At 68.3% G+C, this 19,775-nt stretch carries 12 protein-coding genes and 2 rRNA genes (1 of these 14 only partly in view); 10 read left to right on the top strand and 4 right to left on the bottom strand.

Annotated features, from left to right (window positions below; genetic code table 11):
* The first annotated feature begins 92 nt into the window (after nt 1-92).
* The 10 genes from addB to JL101_RS07805 all read left to right on the top strand — a co-directional run bounded on the left by addB (nt 93) and on the right by JL101_RS07805 (nt 15,139).
* The gene (gene addB, locus JL101_RS07850; RefSeq protein WP_203099259.1) at nt 93-3,080 is read left to right on the top strand and encodes a double-strand break repair protein AddB; all 2,988 of its coding nucleotides are present in this window, start codon (nt 93-95) and stop codon (nt 3,078-3,080) included.
* Nucleotides 3,081-3,263: 183 nt separating this feature from the next.
* Complete coding sequence (gene addA / locus JL101_RS07845; RefSeq protein WP_203099260.1) at nt 3,264-6,734, top strand: double-strand break repair helicase AddA; 3,471 nt, start codon at nt 3,264-3,266, stop codon at nt 6,732-6,734.
* 225 nt (nt 6,735-6,959) lie between these two features.
* Nucleotides 6,960-7,619, top strand: coding sequence for a terminase small subunit (locus JL101_RS07840; RefSeq protein ID WP_203099261.1), 660 nt, complete (start codon nt 6,960-6,962; stop codon nt 7,617-7,619).
* Nucleotides 7,620-7,845: 226 nt separating this feature from the next.
* Complete coding sequence (gene trxA, locus JL101_RS07835) at nt 7,846-8,166, top strand: thioredoxin TrxA (RefSeq protein WP_203099262.1); 321 nt, start codon at nt 7,846-7,848, stop codon at nt 8,164-8,166.
* A gap of 336 nt (nt 8,167-8,502) precedes the next feature.
* Entirely contained in the window at nt 8,503-9,960 is a 1,458-nt protein-coding gene (locus tag JL101_RS07830) for a circularly permuted type 2 ATP-grasp protein (RefSeq protein WP_203099263.1), read from the top strand.
* The gene (locus tag JL101_RS07825; protein WP_202682579.1) at nt 9,953-10,927 is read left to right on the top strand and encodes an alpha-E domain-containing protein; all 975 of its coding nucleotides are present in this window, start codon (nt 9,953-9,955) and stop codon (nt 10,925-10,927) included. Before JL101_RS07830 ends, JL101_RS07825 begins: the two co-directional genes overlap by 8 nt.
* Nucleotides 10,928-10,937: 10 nt before the next feature.
* The gene (locus JL101_RS07820) at nt 10,938-11,702 is read left to right on the top strand and encodes an arginyltransferase (RefSeq protein WP_203099264.1); all 765 of its coding nucleotides are present in this window, start codon (nt 10,938-10,940) and stop codon (nt 11,700-11,702) included.
* A 97-nt stretch (nt 11,703-11,799) separates the two neighbouring features.
* A complete protein-coding gene (locus JL101_RS07815) occupies nt 11,800-13,122 on the top strand; it encodes an efflux RND transporter periplasmic adaptor subunit (protein WP_203099265.1) in 1,323 nt (440 codons plus the stop codon).
* A complete protein-coding gene (locus JL101_RS07810; protein WP_228435345.1) occupies nt 13,119-13,802 on the top strand; it encodes an ABC transporter ATP-binding protein in 684 nt (227 codons plus the stop codon). The genes JL101_RS07815 and JL101_RS07810 overlap by 4 nt, the downstream gene beginning before the upstream one ends.
* Nucleotides 13,799-15,139 carry an ABC transporter permease gene (locus JL101_RS07805; RefSeq protein WP_203099266.1) on the top strand — a complete coding sequence of 447 codons (1,341 nt, stop codon included), beginning with the start codon at nt 13,799-13,801 and terminating at the stop codon, nt 15,137-15,139. Before JL101_RS07810 ends, JL101_RS07805 begins: the two co-directional genes overlap by 4 nt.
* 5 nt (nt 15,140-15,144) lie before the next feature.
* Here JL101_RS07805 and JL101_RS07800 read toward each other — a convergent pair whose 3' ends face one another.
* The 4 genes from JL101_RS07800 to JL101_RS07785 all read right to left on the bottom strand — a co-directional run.
* Complete coding sequence (locus JL101_RS07800) at nt 15,145-16,497, bottom strand: TRAP transporter large permease (protein WP_228435476.1); 1,353 nt, start codon at nt 16,495-16,497, stop codon at nt 15,145-15,147.
* Nucleotides 16,498-16,549: 52 nt separating this feature from the next.
* A complete protein-coding gene (locus tag JL101_RS07795; protein WP_228435344.1) occupies nt 16,550-17,047 on the bottom strand; it encodes a TRAP transporter small permease subunit in 498 nt (165 codons plus the stop codon).
* A gap of 222 nt (nt 17,048-17,269) precedes the next feature.
* Nucleotides 17,270-17,384, bottom strand: a 5S ribosomal RNA gene (rrf, locus tag JL101_RS07790).
* 130 nt (nt 17,385-17,514) lie between these two features.
* Nucleotides 17,515-19,775: ribosomal RNA gene (locus tag JL101_RS07785) — 23S ribosomal RNA — on the bottom strand (it continues 483 nt past the right edge of the window).

Here is a 19,775-nt window from a genome sequence, read left to right as displayed (position 1 = left end):
CATCCGCGTCGGGTGCCGCTGCGCTCTACCCGACCTACGGTTCTCCAGCACGCCTCCGCCCGACGCACCAGGAACCCACAGGCCCCGGACCCATGGCGCAAGTCTTCAACATCCCCTCGGGCGTACCGTTCGTCGATGCCCTGGCGACCGGCATCCTCGCCCGCGTGGAGGCGGACGGCGGTCCGCTGGCCCTTGCCGGCCATACCGTCCTGCTGCCGACCCGGCGCGCCTGCCGGACCCTGCGCGAAGCCTTCCTCCGCCTCTCCGGCGGCGCTCCCCAGCTCCTGCCGCGCATGAGCCCGCTCGGCGACATCGACGCCGACGAGCTCAGCCTCGCGATCGAGGAGATCCCCGGCCTCGCCGGCGCGCTCGACCTGCCTCCCGCCCTGACCAGCCTGCGCCGCCAGCTCCTCCTGGCCCAGGCCATCCTCAGGAAGGACGGCAAGTCCATCACCGCCGACCAAGCCGCCCGGCTGGCGGCCGACCTCGCCCGCCTGCTCGACCAGGTGCAGACCGAGGGCGTGCCGTTCGACCGGCTCGAAGGGCTGGTGCCGGAGGAATACGCCCAGCACTGGCAGGTCACGCTGGAATTCCTGAAGATCCTGACCCATGTCTGGCCGACCATCCTGGAGCTGGAAGGCGCCATCGACGCCGCCGAGCGGCGCAACCTCGTCCTCAAGGCCCAGGCCGAGGCGTGGCGGGCCAACCCGCCGGCCGGCCCGGTGATCGCCGCCGGCTCGACCGGCACCATCCCGGCGACCGCCGAACTCCTGGCCGTCGTCGCGACCATGCCCAACGGCTGCGTCGTCCTTCCCGGCCTCGACACCGACATGGACGAGACGAGCTGGGACGCGGCGGCGTCCGACGACGGCCACCCCCAGCACGGCATGGCCAGCCTGCTGCGCAAGCTCGACCTGCCGCGCGACCGGGTCGAGCCTTGGGACTGCCCGCTGACCCCCGGCAACCCGGCGCGCACCCGCCTGCTCAGCGAGGCGATGCGGCCCGCGGCGACGACCGAGGCCTGGCGGGGGCTAGACGGCATCGACGAAGGCGCGCTCGACGGCATAACCCGGATCGACTGCCCGACCTCCCAGGAGGAGGCCGCCGTCATCGCCCTGATGATGCGCCAGACGCTGGAAGTCCCCGACCGCACCGCCGCCCTGGTGACGCCCGACCGCAACCTCGCCCGCCGGGTCGCCACCGCGCTGGAGCGCTGGAACATCGCGGTGGACGATTCCGGCGGCCGGCCGCTGGCCGACACCGCCGTCGGCACCTACCTGCGCCTGACCGCCGCCTGCGCGGTCGAACGGGCCGACCCGCTGCCGCTCCTGGCCGTGCTCAAGCACCCGCTGGCGGGCGGCGGGCTCAACCCGCTGTGGTTCCGCACCCAGGCCCGCGACCTGGAACGCGCCGTCCTGCGCGGCCCCCGCCCGGCGCCCGGCTTCCGCGGCCTTCTCGCCGCCCTGGACGAGGCCGAGAACAACCGCTTCGACCGCGGCGGCGACACGAGGCGCGAGCTGGTCCAGTATGTCGAGCACCTGCACGCCATGGCCGCCCCCTTCTTCGACGCCATGGAAGCGCCCGACCCGCAGCCCCCGGCCGAGTGGCTGACCCTGCACGTCGCCTTTGCCGAACGGCTGGCCGCCAGCGATGACCTGTCCGGCCCCGACCGGCTGTGGCGCCACGAGGACGGCGAGGCGGCGGCCGGTTTCGTGAACGAGCTGCGCCAGGCGGCCGGCGACTTCCCGCCGATCGCGGCGTCCCAGTACCCGGCCTTCCTGGAAGCCCTGATGGCGGCCCACGTGGTCCGCCCGCGCTACGGCCGGCACCCGCGCCTCAGCATCCTGGGACTGCTCGAAGCCCGGTTGCAGCATGCCGACGTGATGATCCTCGGCGGCCTCAACGAGGGCACTTGGCCGCCCGATGCCGCCTCCGACCCCTGGCTGTCGCGGCCGATGCGCAAGGCCTTCGGGCTGCCCGTGCCCGAGCGGCTGGTCGGCGTCGCCGCCCATGATTTCGTCCAGGCCGCAGGCGGCGCCCGGGTGGTCCTGTCCCGCGCCGAGCGGGTGGACGGCACGCCGACCGTGCCGTCCCGCTGGCTGCTGCGACTCGACACCGTGCTGCGCGGCCTGGACCTGAACGGCATCATCGAGATGGAGACGGAGCAGTGGCTGTCCTGGGTCGACCAGCTCGACCGGCCCGACGCCGTCCGCCCGCTCCCGGCGCCCGAGCCGCGCCCGCCGCTCTCCGCCCGCCCGCGCAGCCTGTCGGTCACCGAGATCGAGACCTGGATGCGCGATCCCTACGCGATCTACGCCCGCCGGATCCTGAAGCTGGAGGCGCTGGAGCCGATCGCCGCCGATCCGGGAGCTTCCGAGCGCGGCCAGTTCATCCACCAGGCGCTGGACGCCTTCACCAAGACCTATCCCAGCGCCCTGCCCGGCGCGGCGGTCGAGAAACTGACCGAGCTGGGCCGCGACGCCTTCGGCAAGCTGCTGAGCCAGCCCGAGGTCTGGGCCTTCTGGTGGCCCCGCTTCGAGCGGGTCGCCGCCTGGTTCATCCAGTTCGAGACGGAGCGCCGCCGCACGGTCCGCCCCCTGGCGACCGAAATCAAGGGCAAGCTGGAGCTGGAAGGCCCCGCCGGCCCCTTCACGCTGCGCGCCAAGGCCGACCGCATCGACAAGCTGCCCGACGGCGGCCTCGCCATCATCGACTACAAGACCGGCACGCCCCCGTCGAACCTGGAGGTCGCCCTGGGTTTCGCGCCCCAGTTGCCGCTGGAAGCCGTCATGGCGGCTGCCGGCGGGTTCGAGACGGTGGACGCAGCTCCGGTGGGCGACCTCGCCTTCTGGAAGCTGTCGGGCGGCGACCCGGCCGGCGCCGAGATCCCCGTCAAGGGCGACCTCGCCCTGCTGGCCGAGCAGGCCCGCGCCGGCCTGATCGACCTGATCCGCACCTTCGACGATCCGGCGACCCCCTACCGCTCGCGCCCCCGCCCGGACTGGGCGCCCCGCTACACCGACTACGGCCATCTGGCCCGCGTCCAGGAATGGTCCGCCGGCGGCGAGCCCGTGGAGTGACACCGATGGGAATCCCGTTCGACAGGATGGCCGGAGCCGGGAAACCGGGGTCAGACCACCATTTCCCCGGAAGGCCGGCGGATGGAAAAGCAACTTGGAAATGGTGGGCTGACCCCGGTTTCCCTTGTCGGCGCCAACGCCCGATGCCCTCCTCCGACCTGCCCCCGGCATGAGCACCAGCCCATGAACGTCGTCGAGCTCCCCTCCCGCCCGATGGACCCCAACGTCAAGCAGCGCCGCGCGTCCGATCCGGAATGCTCGGTCTGGGTCGGCGCGTCGGCCGGCACCGGCAAGACCAAGGTCCTGACCGACCGCGTGCTGCGGCTGATGCTGGCCGGCACCCAGCCCTCGCGCATCCTATGCCTGACCTTCACCAAGGCCGCCGCCGCGGAGATGTCGATCCGCATCAACAACACGCTGGCCCAGTGGGCGACCCTGACCGACGCCCGGCTGGAGGACCGCCTGGCCGACCTGACCGGCGCCCGGCCCGACGCCGACATGCGGACCCGCGCCCGCCGGCTGTTCGCCCAGGTCGTGGACTGCCCCGGCGGCATGAAGATCCAGACGATCCACGCCTTCTGCCAGTCGCTGCTGCGCCGCTTCCCGCTGGAAGCCGACCTGGCGCCCCAGTTCGACGTGATGGACGAGCGTACCGCCGACGAGTTGCTGGCCGCCGCGCGCGACACCGTCCTGGCCCGCTCCCGGTTCGAGCCGGACAGCGACCTCGGCAAGGCGCTGGCCCGCCTGACCAACGAGATCCAGCAGGACGATTTCGGCGATATCCTGAAGTCCATCGCGATGGAGCGCGGACGCATCCGCCGAATCATCGACCGCCACGGCGGGTTGGGCGCCACGATCGCCGAGGTCTTCGGCCACCTCAAGGTCCCGCCCGGCGCCGACGAGGCGGCGATCCTCGAACGCGCCTGCCGCGACGACATCTTCGACGTGCCGAGCCTGCGCGACGCCTGCCGCGCCCTGTCCGGCGGCAGCGGCACCGACCAGGAGCGCGGCATCGCGGTCCAGGCCTGGCTGGACGCCGCGGAGGATCGCGTCGAGCGTTTCCGCGACTATGTCAGGCATTTCCTGACCGCCGAGGGCGCCCCCCGCAAGACCCTGCTGACCAAGAAGCCCGCCACCGCCAACCCGGCCGCCTTGGCCGCCCTCGTGGCCGAGGCGGAGCGGCTGTGCGAGGTGCTGGACCGGATCAAGTCGGCCGGAGTCGCCAACTCCACCGCCGCCCTGCTGGTGCTCGCCGAAGCCCTGATCGAGACCTACGCCCGGCTCAAGGAGGATCGCTCCCGGCTCGACTACGACGACCTGATCCTGGCGGCCCAGCACCTGCTGACCAAGCCCGGCGTGGCGCCGTGGGTGCTGTTCAAGCTGGACGGCGGCCTCGACCATATCCTGATCGACGAGGCCCAGGACACCAACCCGGAGCAGTGGCAGGTGGTCGCCGCCCTGGCGGAGGAGTTCTTCGCCGGGGCCGCCGGCTCCGACCGGGCGCGGACCTTGTTCGCCGTGGGCGACGAGAAGCAGTCGATCTACAGCTTCCAGCGGGCCGACCCGGCGGAGTTCACCCGCATGCGCTCCCATTTCCAGGAGCGGGTGCGGATCGCGGCGGGCCGCTGGGAGAAGATCGACCTGGAGATCTCGTTCCGCTCGACATCAGCCGTGCTGGACGCGGTGGACGCCGTCTTCTCGCTCCAGACCGCCCGCGACGGCGTCGCCTTCGAGACGGCGACCACGATCCGGCACGTCGCCTTCCGGCGCGGCCATGCCGGGCTGGTCGAGCTTTGGCCGCCCGTCGCCCCGCGCGAGCAGGAGGCCCCGGCACCGTGGGAGCCGCCGCTGACCCGCCAGCGCACCGACAGCCCGCCCGCCCGGCTGGCCGCCGTGATCGCCGACACGGTCCGCGACTGGCTGGCGCGCGGGGAGGAGTTGCCGGCGCGCGGCCGGGCGATCCGGCCGGGCGACGTGATGGTTCTGGTCCGCCGCCGCACCGGCTTCGTCGAGGAGCTGGTCCGCGCCCTGAAGGAGCGCGAGGTGCCGGTCGCCGGCGTGGACCGCATGGTGCTGACCCAGCAGCTCAGCATCATGGACCTGATGGCGCTCGCCAACTTCCTGCTGCTTCCGGAAGACGACCTGACGCTCGCCACGATCCTGAAGAGTCCCCTGATCGGCCTGACCGAGGAGCAGCTTTTCGACATCGCCCACGGCCGGCGCGGCCACCTGTGGGAGGCGTTGCGCAAGCGCGCCGAGGCGGACCTGCTGTTCCGCCCGGCCCGCGACTATCTGCGCGCCCTCCAGAACGAGACCGACTTCATCCGGCCGTTCGAGCTGTTCGCCCGCGTGCTCAGCGCGCCCTGCCCGGCCGACCCGGTCAGCGGCCGGCGCGCCATCCTGAAGCGATTGGGACCCGACGCCCAGGACCCGCTGGACGAGTTCCTGTCCGCCTGCCTGGCGTTCGAGCGCAGCCACCCGCCCTCGCTCCAGGCTTTCCTGCACTGGCTCGACGCCAGCGAGGCGGAGATCAAGCGCGAGCTGGAACAGGGCGGCGACCGCGTCCGCATCATGACCGTCCACGGCTCCAAGGGCTTGCAGGCGCCGATCGTCTTCCTGCCCGACAGCATGGGCGTCCCGAACCAGAGCCCCCGCATCCTGTGGCCGGAAAGCGCCGACGGCGTGCCCCTGTTCGCCCCCCGCCGCGCGCTGGAGGATGGCATGTGCGCCCGGATCCGCGCCGTCGCCGACCAGAAGCGCGACCAGGAATACCGCCGGCTGCTCTACGTCGCCCTGACCCGGGCCGAGGATCGGCTGTATATCTGCGGCTGGCAGGGCAAGCGCGACCCGGCCGACGCCTGCTGGTACCGGCTGGCCGAACAGGCGATGCGCGAGATCGGCGAGCCCTGCGGCTTCGACTTCACCGCGATCTCCCCGCAGGACGGCTGGTCCGGCGAGGGCTGGCGGCTGCGCGGCCCCCAGACAGTGCCGGCCAAGGACGATTATCGCGACGACGACCTCGCCCTGGACGCGGCCCCGCTGCCCCAATGGGCGCGGGCCACCGCCCCGGAGGAGCCGACCCCCTCCCGCCCGCTGACCCCCTCCCGCCCGGAGGAGGCCGAACCCGCCGTCCGCTCTCCCCTGGGCAACGACGACGGCGCCCGCTTCCTGCGCGGCACCCTGATCCACCGCCTGCTCCAGACCCTGCCCGACCTGGACCCCGCCTTGCGCGAAGCCGCCTGCCGCCGCTTCCTCGCCCGCCCGGCCCACAACCTGACGGCCGAGGGACAGGAGATGATCGCCGCGGAAACCCTGGCCGTCCTGTCCGACCCGACCTTCGCCCCCCTGTTCGGCCCCGGCAGCCGGGCGGAGGTGCCGGTGGTCGGCCTTGTCTCCAGCCGCGCCCTGTCCGGCCAGATCGACCGCCTGCTGGTGACGGACAAGGAGGTCTGGATCGTGGACTACAAGACCAACCGCCCGCCGCCGCTGGTGGAATCCCAGGTCTCGCCGGTCTATCTGCGCCAGATGGCCGCCTACCGCGCCGCGATCGGCGCGATCTACCCCGACCGCCCCGTCCGCTGCGTCCTGCTCTGGACCGACGGCCCCCGCCTGATGGAACTCTCGGAAGCCCTCCTGGACGCCCACGCCCCCTGACCCGCGAAACTCTTCCGCCCGCCCCCTCACCCCGACCCTCGCCCCCAAAGGGGGCGAGGGTCGGGGTGAGGGGGGTCAGCACCAAGTCAGCGGGAACCACGCGGAGGGGCGGCGGGACGCCGCCCACGGTGCGCGGGACGCGCACCCTCCACCATGCATTGCATCTAGCACGAGTTCGAGCTAATGTTCATGCATTGTTCCCCTCCCGACCAAGGCGTTCCAGCCATGCTCGACCATCAGCCCTCGACACCCGCCGCCTCCACCCAACCCGTGATCGTGCTGCCGCCCCGACAGGAAGCTTTCTGCCAAGCAATGGCCTGCGGCGTCGGCGGGGCCGAGGCGGCGCGGCGGGCGGGCTACTCGCCGAAGGGCGCGAAGCAGCGCGGCACTGTCCTGATGGGCCAGCCGGAGATCCGCGTCCGCATCGACCAGCTCCGCGCCGACCGCCGCGCCGGCCATCAGGCGGACTTGGACGAGGCGGCCGCCCTGGTCAAGACGATCATGTACGAGGCGCTGGAGCGGAAGAGCCTCGGGCTGACGCTGCGCGCAGTCGAACTATGGACGAAACTGCGCGGCGTGGTGCAGGACAAGCGCATCCCGCACCATTATCTCGGCAATGGGCCGCATCCCGACGCCGACCTGGAGAACCTGGACTGCGACCCAAAGGAAGAGGCCGACCACGCCGTCCCGGCGAAGCCCTCGGCGCCACGGCCCGAGCCGGCGCGGGGCAAGGCTCCCAACCCTCTCCGGCCCGCCGCCAAGCGGAATAGTGACCTTTCGGCCCTCCCGATAGTGACCTCCCCCAAGGCGGCGGCCCTGTTCGGCTCCACCTTCCTTTCGGCGCCGGTGCCGCCCTTCCGGACGCCGGCCGCCGTTGCGCGATGAGCCCGCGCCGCTGGGCGGAGTCCCGACCGGAAGCATTCTCCCTCAGGTGAATTTCCACAGTGACAATCGTCACGCCGTCAGGGCATTCCACACATGCGGAAATGGGGAACGCCCCGCTGCTTGACCCGGGGCACGGGGCACCCCTACATTTCAACGAAGACGAGGGTGCCGCCACCATCCCTGCCGGATGTTCTGGCCGCCGCACCATTGACGAAGATGAGGTAACATGAGCACCACCAAGATCACCGACGCCAGCTTCGAGTCTGACGTCCTCAAGGCGCCCGGCCCGGTTCTGGTCGATTTCTGGGCTGAATGGTGCGGACCCTGCAAGATGATCGCTCCCGCCCTGGAGGATCTGGCCACCGAATACGGCGAGAAGATCACTGTCGCCAAGCTGAACATCGACGAGAACCCCAAGACCCCCGGCCAGTTCGGCGTGCGCGGCATTCCGACCCTGATGCTGTTCAAGGACGGCAAGGTCGCCGCCACCAAGATCGGCGCCCTGCCGAAGGGCGCCCTGTACCAGTGGGTCGAATCGGTCCTGTAAGCCGGACCTGATCTTCCTTCGCGGCTGCTCCCTCCGGCTGTCCGTGCCGGTGGGAGCAACCCGAGTCCCGCGATCCGTCCCGGCGATCGCTGCCTTGTGGACCCGGATACCTGGGTTCGGCAAGCTCGGCTGCTTGCTCGACGACACACCTTGTTCCCACGCTCGATGGTTTCCCCTGCCAGCATTTAGAAGGGTCGGTTGCGGCACTTTTGCTGCACCGCAGAATCCTTTTAGAAACTCTGGTCAATACCCAAAAAATCGGGTCATAATTGGGGAACAACAGCTCGGCTGCGGGCCTTTCACCCGTTGCGTGCGTCCAAGCCCCGAGGAACAAGCGTGAACCCATCCGGTACCGTCCCCACGGACTTACTCGCGAACTACGACCCAGGTGGATTCTTCGATGAGCTGTTCGGCGGACCGGGAAGTCCGGCCGAGCATACGTCGGCGATCCGGGGACGTCTCTCCAGTTTTGATTTCGCGGATCTCCAGCGCCGGGCCAAGGATGCCGAGCGGGAGCTTTACAACCTCGGAATCACCTTCCTGGTCTATTCCGACCAGGACGCCGTGGACCGGATCCTGCCTTTCGACGTGATTCCGCGCGTGATCTCGGCCCGGGAATGGGCCGCGGTGGAAGCCGGCGTCATCCAGCGCGTCACCGCGCTCAACCTGTTCCTCCACGACATCTACCATGACCAGAAGATCCTGAAGGACGGGATCATCCCGGCCGACCTGGTCACCGGCAACCAGAATTTCCGGCCGCAGATGATCGGCATCGACGTGCCGTTCAACACCTATGTCCACATCATGGGCGTCGATCTGGTGCGCGACGGCCAGGGCATCTTCCGCGTGCTGGAGGACAATGCCCGCGTGCCGTCGGGCGTGTCCTACGTGGTCGAGAACCGGCACATGATGATGCGCGCGTTCCCCGACCTGGTCAGCGACATCGGCATCCGGCCGGTGGACAATTACGGCGTCAAGCTGCTGGAAGCCATGAGCGAGGTGGCGCCGGCCGACATCCAGGACCCCCAGGTCGTGCTGCTGTCGCCGGGCTCCTACAACTCGGCCTATTTCGAGCATATCTTCCTGGCGCGCGAGATGGGCGTGCCGCTGGTCGAGGGGCGCGACCTCGTGGTCCGCGACGACCGGGTCTACATGAAGACGACCAACGGGCTGGCGCGAGTGGATACCATCTACCGCCGGGTCGACGACGCCTTCCTCGATCCCCTGGCCTTCCGGCCCGACAGCCACCTGGGCGTGCCCGGCATCATGGAGGCCTACCGCAAGGGCAACGTGACGCTGGCGAACGCGATCGGCACCGGCGTGGCGGACGACAAGGCGGTCTATTGCTACGTCCCGCGCATGATCAAGTACTACCTGGACCAGGACGCGATCATCCCCAACGTCGAGACCAACATCTGCCGGGAGCCGGAGGGACTGGCGCTGACCCTGGACAGGCTGTCCGAGCTGGTGGTCAAGCCGGTCGGCGAAGCCGGCGGTTACGGCATCACCATCGGGCCGCGCGCCACCAAGGCTGAGCTGGAGGATTGCCGCGCCAAGCTGCTGGCCGATCCCGCCAACTATATCAGCCAGCCGATGATCCCCCTGTCGGTCTGCCCCACCCTGGTGGAGGAAGGCATCGAGCCGCGGCACGTCGATCTCCGGCCGTTCGCCATCACCGGGCGCAGCACCTGGGTGCTTCCCGGCGGCCTCTCCCGCGTCGCCCTGCGCAAGGGCACGCTGATCGTCAACTCCTCGCAGGGGGGCGGGTCGAAAGACACGTGGGTCCTTGAGTAGTCTGCTTGCCCGCTACGCGGAGTGCATTTTCTGGATGGCGCGCTACATGGAGCGCGCCGAGAATCTCGCCCGCATCCTCGACGTCCACGAAACCTTCTCGCGCGATACCCGCGGCGCCAAGAACTGGATGTCGATCGTCCAGCTCAACGCCGACGAGAAGCGCTTCCTGGCCCGGTACCAGTCCGCGACGGCCCAGAACGTCGTCAATTTCTACGTGCTCGACACCCAGAACCCGACTTCGATCGTGTCGGCGGTGCGGTCCGCGCGGGAGAACGCCCGCACCCTGCGGCCCCTGATCAGCACGGAGATGTGGACGCAGATCAATGTGTTCTACAACCGGCTTCTGGCGCTCGGCCCGTCCGACATAGCGCCGCACAACCTGACCCGGCTGTGCAGCATGGTGAAGGAGGCGTGCCAGGCCCATACCGGCATCACCGAGGGCACCTTCTACCGGGACCAGGGCTGGTACTTCTACCAGCTCGGCAAGTACCTGGAGCGCGCCGACCAGACCACCCGCCTGCTCGACATCAAGTACCACACCCTCCTGCCGGTCTCCGACGACGTCGGGTCCGCCCTGGACGTCAGCCAGTGGAACGCGGTGCTGCGCTCGGCGGCGGGCTACCACGCCTTCCGCCGGGTCTACCCGCGCGGCATGACGCCGGCGGCGGTGGCCGGCTTCATGCTCTACAACGAGAGCTTCCCCCGGTCCGTGACCACCTGCGTCCGTCAGATCGACGGATTGCTGGTCAGGCTGAAGTCGCGCTATATGTTGAAGGGGGGAAGCGTGGCGATGGAGCGGGTCGACGAGGTCCAGGCCGCGCTCCACTCCCGGACGGTGGAGGACGTGATCAGGACCGGTCTTCACGAGTATCTGGACTGGTTGCAGTTGCATCTGAACGCCGTAACGTCGGAGATCAGCAAAGCCTACTTCGGCGCGGTTCCGGCCGAGGCGATGGCGGAGCAATAGGTCAGGAGCGATGTCCGTCATTCCGCCGCCGCCGCGGCCGTTGCAGCAATTCTTCCGCTCAGGCCCGATGCCGTGCCCCTACCTGCCCGGCCGGGTCGAGCGTAAACTGTTCACCCGTCTCAGCACGCCCTATGCGTCGGAAGTCAACTCGACCCTGTCCCGGGCCGGGTTCCGCCGCAGCCACGACATCGTGTACCGGCCCGTCTGCCCCGGCTGCAATGCCTGCGTGCCGGTGCGCATCCCGGTGGCGGACTTCCGGCCCGGCCGCAGCATGCGCAAGATCCTGAAGGCCAATGCCGATCTCAGCGTCGCGGAGGTCCCGGCCATCGCGACGCACGAGCAGTTCAGGCTGTTCCACGCCTACCAGTCGTCGCGCCACGGCGACAGCGACATGGCGCGGATGAGCCTGGGCGACTACAGCGCGATGGTGGACGAGGGGCGCGCGGAGACCTGCCTGTTCGAAGTCCGCGACCGGCGGGACCGGCTGGTCGGCGCGATCCTGACCGACCGGCTGCGCGACGGGTTGTCGGCGGTCTACAGCTTCTACGACGCCGACCAGGAGAAGCGCAGCCTCGGGACCTTCATGATCCTGTCGCTGGTTGCCCAGTCGCTGTCCGAGGGGATCCCGTACGTCTATCTCGGCTACTGGATCCGCAACAGCCGGAAGATGGCGTACAAGGCGCGCTTCCAACCTCTGGAGGCGCTGGGGCCGGAAGGCTGGTTCCGCCTCGATCTCGACGACGTCACCCAGGCGCCCGCGGCAGCGGCACCTTGACACCGCCACCTTGATACCGCCATGCCAACGCCATGTTCCTTCAGGATGATGCTCTCCTGATCAGGCGGAGGACGAGAGCGTGGGACGTGCCGTCGTAATGTGGATAGCCGTCGGCGCGGCCGTGCTGGCCGGAGCGGTCGGCGGCTATGCCGCCCTTGACGAGGACCGGCACGACATTCCCGACGTGGAGCTGGCGACGGTCGATCGCGGGACCATCGTCAGGACCATTTCGGCGACCGGTACCCTGAACGCCGTGGGGCTGGTCCAGGTCGGGTCCGCCGTGTCGGGCCGCGTCCAGTCGCTCGACGCGGATTTCAACTCGACCGTGACCCGTGACCAGACGGTCGCCCAGATCGACCCCGCCGGCTTCGCCGCCAAGGTCGCGGAGGCGACGGCGGAGCGGGACGTCGCCGCCTCCGGGATCGCGGCGGCGACCGCCAAGCTGGCCCGCGCGCGGGCCGAGGCGGAGAACGCGCGGGCGGCCCGGCAGGTCCTCAAGGCCAAGGCGCTCAGCGCGCAGTCGGTCGCGGAGCAGGCCCGGCGCGACCATCAGCGCGCCTTCGCCTCGGGCCGCGCCGATTTCGTCGCGGTGGCCGAGCGGGAGCGGGCCGCCAGCGCGCTCGACCAGGCCCAGGCGGCACTCGCCGCGGCCCAGGCGGAGGAAGCGGCCCAGGCGACCGTGATCCAGGGGGCCGACGCCTCGGTCAGCGAGGCCGAGGCGGAAGTGCTGGTCGCCCGGGCGACCCTGGCGCAGCGGGAGGCGGCCCTGGCCCAGGCCCGGGTGGACCTGGACCGGACGACGATCCGCTCGCCGATCGACGGCGTGGTGATCGAGCGGAACGTGGATGTCGGGCAGACCGTCGCCGCCAGCCTGGAGGCTCCGGTCCTCTACACCATCGCGCGCGACCTCCGCCGGCTCCAGGTGGAGACCTTCGTGGACGAGGCCGATATCGGCGCGGTCCAGCCCGGCCAGTCCGTAGGATTCACGGTCTCGGCCTTTCCGGGCCAGCGGTTCGACGGCACCGTGTCCCAGGTCCGCAAGGCGCCGCAGGTGATCCAGAACGTGGTCACCTACGTGGTGATCATCACCGCGGCCAACGATTCCCTCCAGCTCTATCCCGGCATGACCGCCACCGTGGATATCAGGGTGACCGAGCAGTCGGACGCGCTCCGGGTGCCCTCGGCCGCGCTGCGGTTCAGGCCGGCCCCGGCGGAGCCCGGGTCCCGCCCGGCGGGCCTGCCCCGCTCGCCGCGGCCGGCCAACCAGGGGGAGGTCTATGTGCTCGACAAGGCCGGCACCTTCACCGCCGTGCCGGTCTCCACCGGGATCGCCGACCTGGGCTTCACCCAGATCACCGGTGGCAACCTCAGCGAGGGCCAGCAGGTCGTGATCGGCCGCCGCGCCGGAGCGGGAACGTGACCGCCCTGCTCCGGACGATCGACCTGGCCAAGACCTACAGCATGGCCGGCCAGACCGTCCACGCGCTCCGCGGCGTCAGCCTCGCGATCGAGTCCGGCGAGTATGTCGCGGTGATGGGCCCTTCGGGGTCCGGCAAGTCGACCTTCATGAACATCCTGGGCTGCCTGGACACTCCCAGCGGCGGGCAGTACCGGCTCGACGGCGACGAGGTCGGCAGCCTTCCCGAGCCTCAGCGCGCCCGCATCCGAAACGGCAAGCTGGGCTTCGTCTTCCAGAGCTTCCACCTGCTGCCGACCCACACCGCGCTGGAGAACGTCGAACTGCCGCTGACCTATGCGGCCGTAGGCAAGCGGGAGCGCCGGGAAAGGGCGCTCCGCCATCTCGCCTCGGTCGGGCTGGCCGAGCGGGCTCACCATCGGCCGGCCGAGCTGTCCGGCGGGCAGCAGCAGCGCGTCGCCATCGCCCGGTCGCTGGTCAACGACCCGCGCATCCTCCTGGCGGACGAGCCGACCGGCGCGCTCGACCAGGCCACGGGGGAGGAGATCCTGGCGCTGTTCCGCTCCCTCAACGAGGAGGGGCGAACCATCGTGCTGGTCACCCACGACCGCGGCGTGGCGGAGCATGCGACGCGGCGCATCGCGTTCCGCGACGGGCAGGTGGTGGAGGACAGCGCGTCATGAACCTGATGGCCCTGCGGACCGCGGTCCGCGCCCTCTGGCTCCACCGGCTGCGCAGCCTCCTGACCATGACCGGCATCGCGGTGGGCATCGCCGCGGTGATCCTGATGGTGGCGATCGGCACGGCCACCCAGGAGAAGGTGATCGCCCAGATCCAGAACCTGGGCGCCAACCTGATCATGGTGGTGCCCGGGCAGCGGATCGGGCCGGGCGGCGTCCGGTTGAGCGGCGATGCCAACGTGCTTCTGACGGAGGACGACGGGCAAGCGATCCGCGCCGAGATCCCGTCGGTGCGGGAAGTCGGCGCCATGTGGTGGGGGAGCGGCCAGTCGATCAATGGCAACAGGAATTCCTGGTCCCGGATGCACGGCATCTCGGCCGGCTACCTGGACGTCAGGGAATGGCCGGTGATCGCCGGGCGCACCCTGACGGAGGAGGACGATGCCGCGGTCGCCAAGTTGGCGCTGCTCGGGCAGACCGTCCTGGAGCGGCTGTTCGAGCCCGGAGAGAACCCGGTCGGCCGGGTGATCCGGCTGCGCAACGTGCCGTTCCAGGTCGTCGGCGTCCTGGAGCGTAAAGGCCAGTCGGCCCAGGGCACGGATCAGGATGACGTCGTCTTTGTTCCCCTGACGACGGCGCGGATGCGGCTGAACAACAAGCCGGCGCCCAAGGTGCAGGCGGTCAGCGCCATCACCGGCAAGAAGCGCTTCGACGGGACCGGCACCAGCGGCTTCCAGAAGGTCGAGCAGCTGAAAGCCAACCCGTCGGTGATCTTCGCCGGGGCGGTCAACGCGTTGATGATCCAGACCCAAGACGCCGCGAGCCTGAAGGCGACCACCGCGGAGGTCCGGGAACTGCTGCGCCAGCGGCACGGCCTGACGCCCGACGAGCCGGACGATTTCGACATCCGGAACCTGTCGGAGGTGGCCGAGGCCCGCGCAGCCTCCGCCCGGATGCTCACGGTCCTGCTGATCGGCATCGCGGCGCTGTCGCTCCTGATCGCCGGCATCGGCATCATGAACATCATGCTGGTATCCGTCACCGAACGGACGGCGGAAATCGGGCTGCGGCTGGCGGTCGGCGCCGGCCGGCGGGATATCCTGTCCCAGTTCCTGATCGAGGCGGCGGCGCTGGCCCTGGTCAGCGGCCTGTTGGGCGTGCTGCTGGGCTTCGGCGGCGTCCTGGCGGTGGATGCCCTGACCGAGATCGGGCCGGCGATCGATCCTCTGACCGCGCTCGGCGCCTTCGCCGGCGCCGGCGCGATCGGGGTGGTCTTCGGCCTCTATCCGGCGTGGCAGGCCTCCAGGCTCGATCCGATCGTGGCCCTGCGCCGGGTTTGAGCTTCCTAGTCGAAGACGATGCCGGGCAGCCAAGTGGCGAGTTGCGGGATCCACCACACCATCGCCAGCCCGACCATCTGAAGCAGGACGAAGGGGATCACGCCGCGATAGATCTGGCTCGTCGTGACCGACGGCGGGGCGACGCTCCGCAGGTAGAACAGCGAGAAGCCTACCGGCGGGGTCAGGAAGCTGGTCTGGAGATTGATGCCGACCATCACGCCCAGCCAGACCGGATCGACTCCCATCTGGAGCAGGATCGGCGCGGTCAGCGGCATGACGATGAAGATGATCTCGAACGTGTCCAGGATGAAGCCCAGGACGAACATCAGGCCCATCACGAACAGCATCGCCCCGGTGGCCCCGCCCGGCAGCGCCGTCAGGAACTCCTCCAGCAGGGCGTCTCCGCCGAGCGTCCGGAAGACCAGGGCGAACATGGACGCGCCGAACAGGATGACGAACACCATCGAGGTGATCTGCATGGTCGCCATCATGCAATGGCGCAGGATCGCGTAGCTGAACTGCCGGCGCGCGGCGGCAAGGACCATGGCGCCGACCGCGCCGACCGACGCGGATTCCGTCGGCGTGGCGATGCCGGCCAGGATCGACCCGAGCACCGCCACGATCAATGCCAGCGCCGGGACGAGCGCCACGGCCACGTTTTTCGGCAGGTCCCGCCGGTCGTCGGAGGACATCACCATGGCGGGGGCGGATTTGGGCCGCACGACCGCAAGGAGGATGGTCCACCCCATGTAGAGGCCGACCAGGATGAAGCCCGGGATGAAGGCGCCGACGAACAGGTCGCCGACCGAGACCGGGTTCGGTGCAAAATTGCCGAGCGCCATCTGTGCCTGGGCATTGGCTCCCTGCAGGATGTCGCCCATGAAGATCAGGACGGTCGAGGGAGGGATGATCTGCCCGAGGGTGCCGGACGCGCAGATGATGCCGCAGGCAAGCTTCGGGTCGTAGCCGGCCCTCAGCATCGCCGGCAGGCTCAGCAGGCCCATGGTCACGACGGTCGCGCCGACGATGCCGGTCGAGGCGGCCAGCAGGGCTCCGACCATGATGACCGACAGCCCGAGCCCTCCGCGCAAGGTGCCGAACAGCTGCGCCATGGTGACGAGGAGTTGCTCGGCGATCCGGGAGCGTTCGAGCATCACGCCCATGAAGACGAACAGCGGCACCGCGACCAGCACCTCGTTGGTCATGGCGCCGACATAGCGCGAGGCCAGGGTGCCGAACAGCGCAGGTTGGAAGGCATCCAGCAGCCAGCCGATGCCGGCGATGATCAGCGACGTGCCCGCAAGGGTGAAGGCGACGGGAAATCCCAGCATCAGGACGACGATCACGCCGAAGAACATGGCGACGCTGAGGATTTCGCCGATCAGGATCGGATCGAGGGACTCCACGGGATCATGCCCCTTCCAGGTTTTCGGCGGGCGGCAGATCCCTGGCCGGCAGCAATGCGGCATTGCCCGTGAGGATCAGGACGCTCCGGGCCGCCATGGACAGGCCCTGGAGGCCGACCAGCACCGCGAACCCGATCAGGCAGCTCTTGACGATGAACAGGCCCGGCATGCCGCCGACATTCTGCGAGCGTTCCTGCAACTCCCAGGAGCGGATCACGTAACCCCAGCCCCAGTAGACCAGAAGAGTGACGAACGGAAGGAGCAGCACGAGGACGCCGAGCAGGTTCAGCCAGGCCTTGTAGCGCTCGCTGGCAGGTCTGTAGAGGATGTCGACGCGGACATGGTGGTCGTGGAGGAGTGCGTAACCGGCGCCGAGAGTGAAGGCAGCCGCATGGAGCCAGACATACATGTCCTGCATCCAGATGAAGCCGATGTTGAAGACATAGCGAAGCACAACCACCGAGAAGCAGATCAGCACGACTCCGAGGGTGAGCCATGACACGGCCCGCCCGATCCATTCGTTGAGCTGATTGACTCCGCGCACAAAGAAAGCCAGCGCCGACAAACGCGCCCTCCCCCATCACGATGTTGAACGGTTTGGCCGTGGTCGTAGCGGAACGGACGGGGCATGACCAGACAAAAAGGGCGGGAAGCCTGAAGCTTCCCGCCCTTGGTGGTGTCGGATCCGATCGTGATTGCCTTGCGGCACGTCTGCGTCTGGCGGACCTGGCGGCGACCTACTCTCCCACGTCTTGAGACGCAGTACCATTGGCGCGGAGGGTTTTCACGGCCGAGTTCGGGATGGGATCGGGTGCGGGCCCCTCGCTATGACCACCAGGTCGGCCAGGCGCAGGGGCGCCGGGCTGTCGAGGATGAGTTCAAGTGACCTTGGACGGAAGTGATGCATGTCCTCGATGGATCGCCGCCGTGCGGCCTTGCCGCTGCGTATGGCGTCCGGAGGGCTCGGTCGGGATCAAGCCGATCGAGCGATTAGTAAGGCTTAGCTTCACGCGTTGCCGCGCTTCCACACGCCTCCTATCGACGGGATGGTCTATCCCGGCTCTAAGGGGAGTGCTTGTTTTGAGGGGGGCTTCCCGCTTAGATGCTTTCAGCGGTTATCCCGTCCGCACTTAGCTACCCGGCGATGCGGCTGGCGCCACAACCGGTACACCAGAGGTGCGTCCATCCCGGTCCTCTCGTACTAGGGACAGCGCCTCTCAGCACTCCGACACCCACGGCAGATAGGGACCGAACTGTCTCACGACGTTCTAAACCCAGCTCACGTACCACTTTAATCGGCGAACAGCCGAACCCTTGGGACCTGCTCCAGCCCCAGGATGTGATGAGCCGACATCGAGGTGCCAAACCTCCCCGTCGATGTGGACTCTTGGGGGAGATCAGCCTGTTATCCCCGGCGTACCTTTTATCCGTTGAGCGATGGCCCTTCCACGCGGGACCACCGGATCACTATGGCCGACTTTCGTCTCTGCTCGACTTGTCGGTCTCGCAGTCAGGCTGGCTTATGCCATTGCACTCGTCGAGCGATTTCCGACCGCTCTGAGCCAACCTTCGCGCGCCTCCGTTACTCTTTGGGAGGCGACCGCCCCAGTCAAACTCCCCGCCATGCAGGGTCCCGGCTCCCGGTTCAGGGAGCGCGGTTAGATGCCAGAGATCCCAAGGGTGGTATTTCAAGGATGGCTCCGCGCAAGCTGGCGCCTGCGTTTCATAGCCTCCCACCTATCCTACACATGGGAACCCTGGCACCACTGCAAAGCTGGAGTAAAGGTGCACGGGGTCTTTCCGTCTGACCGCGGGTACTCCGCATCTTCACGGAGAATTCAATTTCGCTGAGTTGGTGTTGGAGACAGCGGGGAAGTCGTTACGCCATTCGTGCAGGTCGGAACTTACCCGACAAGGAATTTCGCTACCTTAGGACCGTTATAGTTACGGCCGCCGTTTACCGGGGCTTCAGTTCGGAGCTTGCACCCCTCCCTTTAACCTTCCGGCACCGGGCAGGCGTCAGACCCTATACGTCGTCATGCCAGACTTCGCAGAGCCCTGTGTTTTTAGTAAACAGTCGCCACCCCCTGGTCTGTGCCCCCCGCCCCTGCTTGCGCAGGAACGGGGCCCTCTTCTCCCGAAGTTACGAGGGTAATTTGCCGAGTTCCTTCAACACCATTCTCTCAAGCGCCTGGGTATGCTCTACCTGTCCACCTGTGTCGGTTTCGGGTACGGTCTGTATGGCAGGGCTGTTTCCAGGAACCCCTCCAGCGCACGGCCAATCCGATAAGGCCGCACGCACTTCGGGATTCGTCACCTCTGCCAGGCCCTGGAATATTAACCAGGTTCCCATCGACTACGCCTTTCGGCCTCGCCTTAGGGGCCGGCTCACCCTGCGCGGATTAACCGTGCGCAGGAACCCTTGGACTTCCGGCGAGAGTGTTTCTCACACTCTTTGTCGCTACTCATGTCAGCATTCTCACTTCCGATACCTCCAGATGGCCTCGCGGACATCCTTCGCAGGCTTACGGAACGCTCCGCTACCGCGCACTTGCGTGCACCCGCAGCTTCGGTGGGTGGCTTGAGCCCCGGTACATTTTCGGCGCAGGCCGGCTTGTCTAGACCAGTGAGCTATTACGCTTTCTTTAAAGGATGGCTGCTTCTAAGCCAACCTCCTGGTTGTCATGGCCTTCCCACATCCTTTCCCACTTAGCCACCACTTGGGGACCTTAGCTGGCGGTCTGGGCTGTTTCCCTCTTGACGATCGACCTTAGCACCGACCGTCTGTCTGCCGGACTGTGCTCCACGGTATTCGGAGTTTGGTTAGGTTTGGTAAGCGGTGAGGCCCCCTAGCCCATCCAGTGCTCTACCCCCGTGGGCAATCATCCGACGCGCTACCTAAATAGCTTTCGCGGAGAACCAGCTATTTCCTGATTTGATTGGCCTTTCACCCCTAGCCACAGGTCATCTCCGACTTTTTCAACAGGCGTGAGTTCGGTCCTCCAGTGCGTGTTACCGCACCTTCAACCTGCCCATGGCTAGATCATCAGGTTTCGGGTCTAGAGCATGCAACTGAAACGCCCTGTTCAGACTCGCTTTCGCTGCGCCTCCACCTACCGGCTTAAGCTCGCTGCATACTCTAAGTCGCTGACCCATTATACAAAAGGTACGCCGTCACGGCACAGGGCCGCTCCGACTGCTTGTAGGCATCCGGTTTCAGGTCTGTTTCA

This window comes from Skermanella rosea, assembly GCF_016806835.2.
Classification (GTDB): Bacteria; Pseudomonadota; Alphaproteobacteria; order Azospirillales; family Azospirillaceae; genus Skermanella; species Skermanella rosea.
The sequence above is the reverse complement of the archived record's forward strand: the minus strand, read 5'-3'. Positions and strand labels throughout refer to the sequence as shown.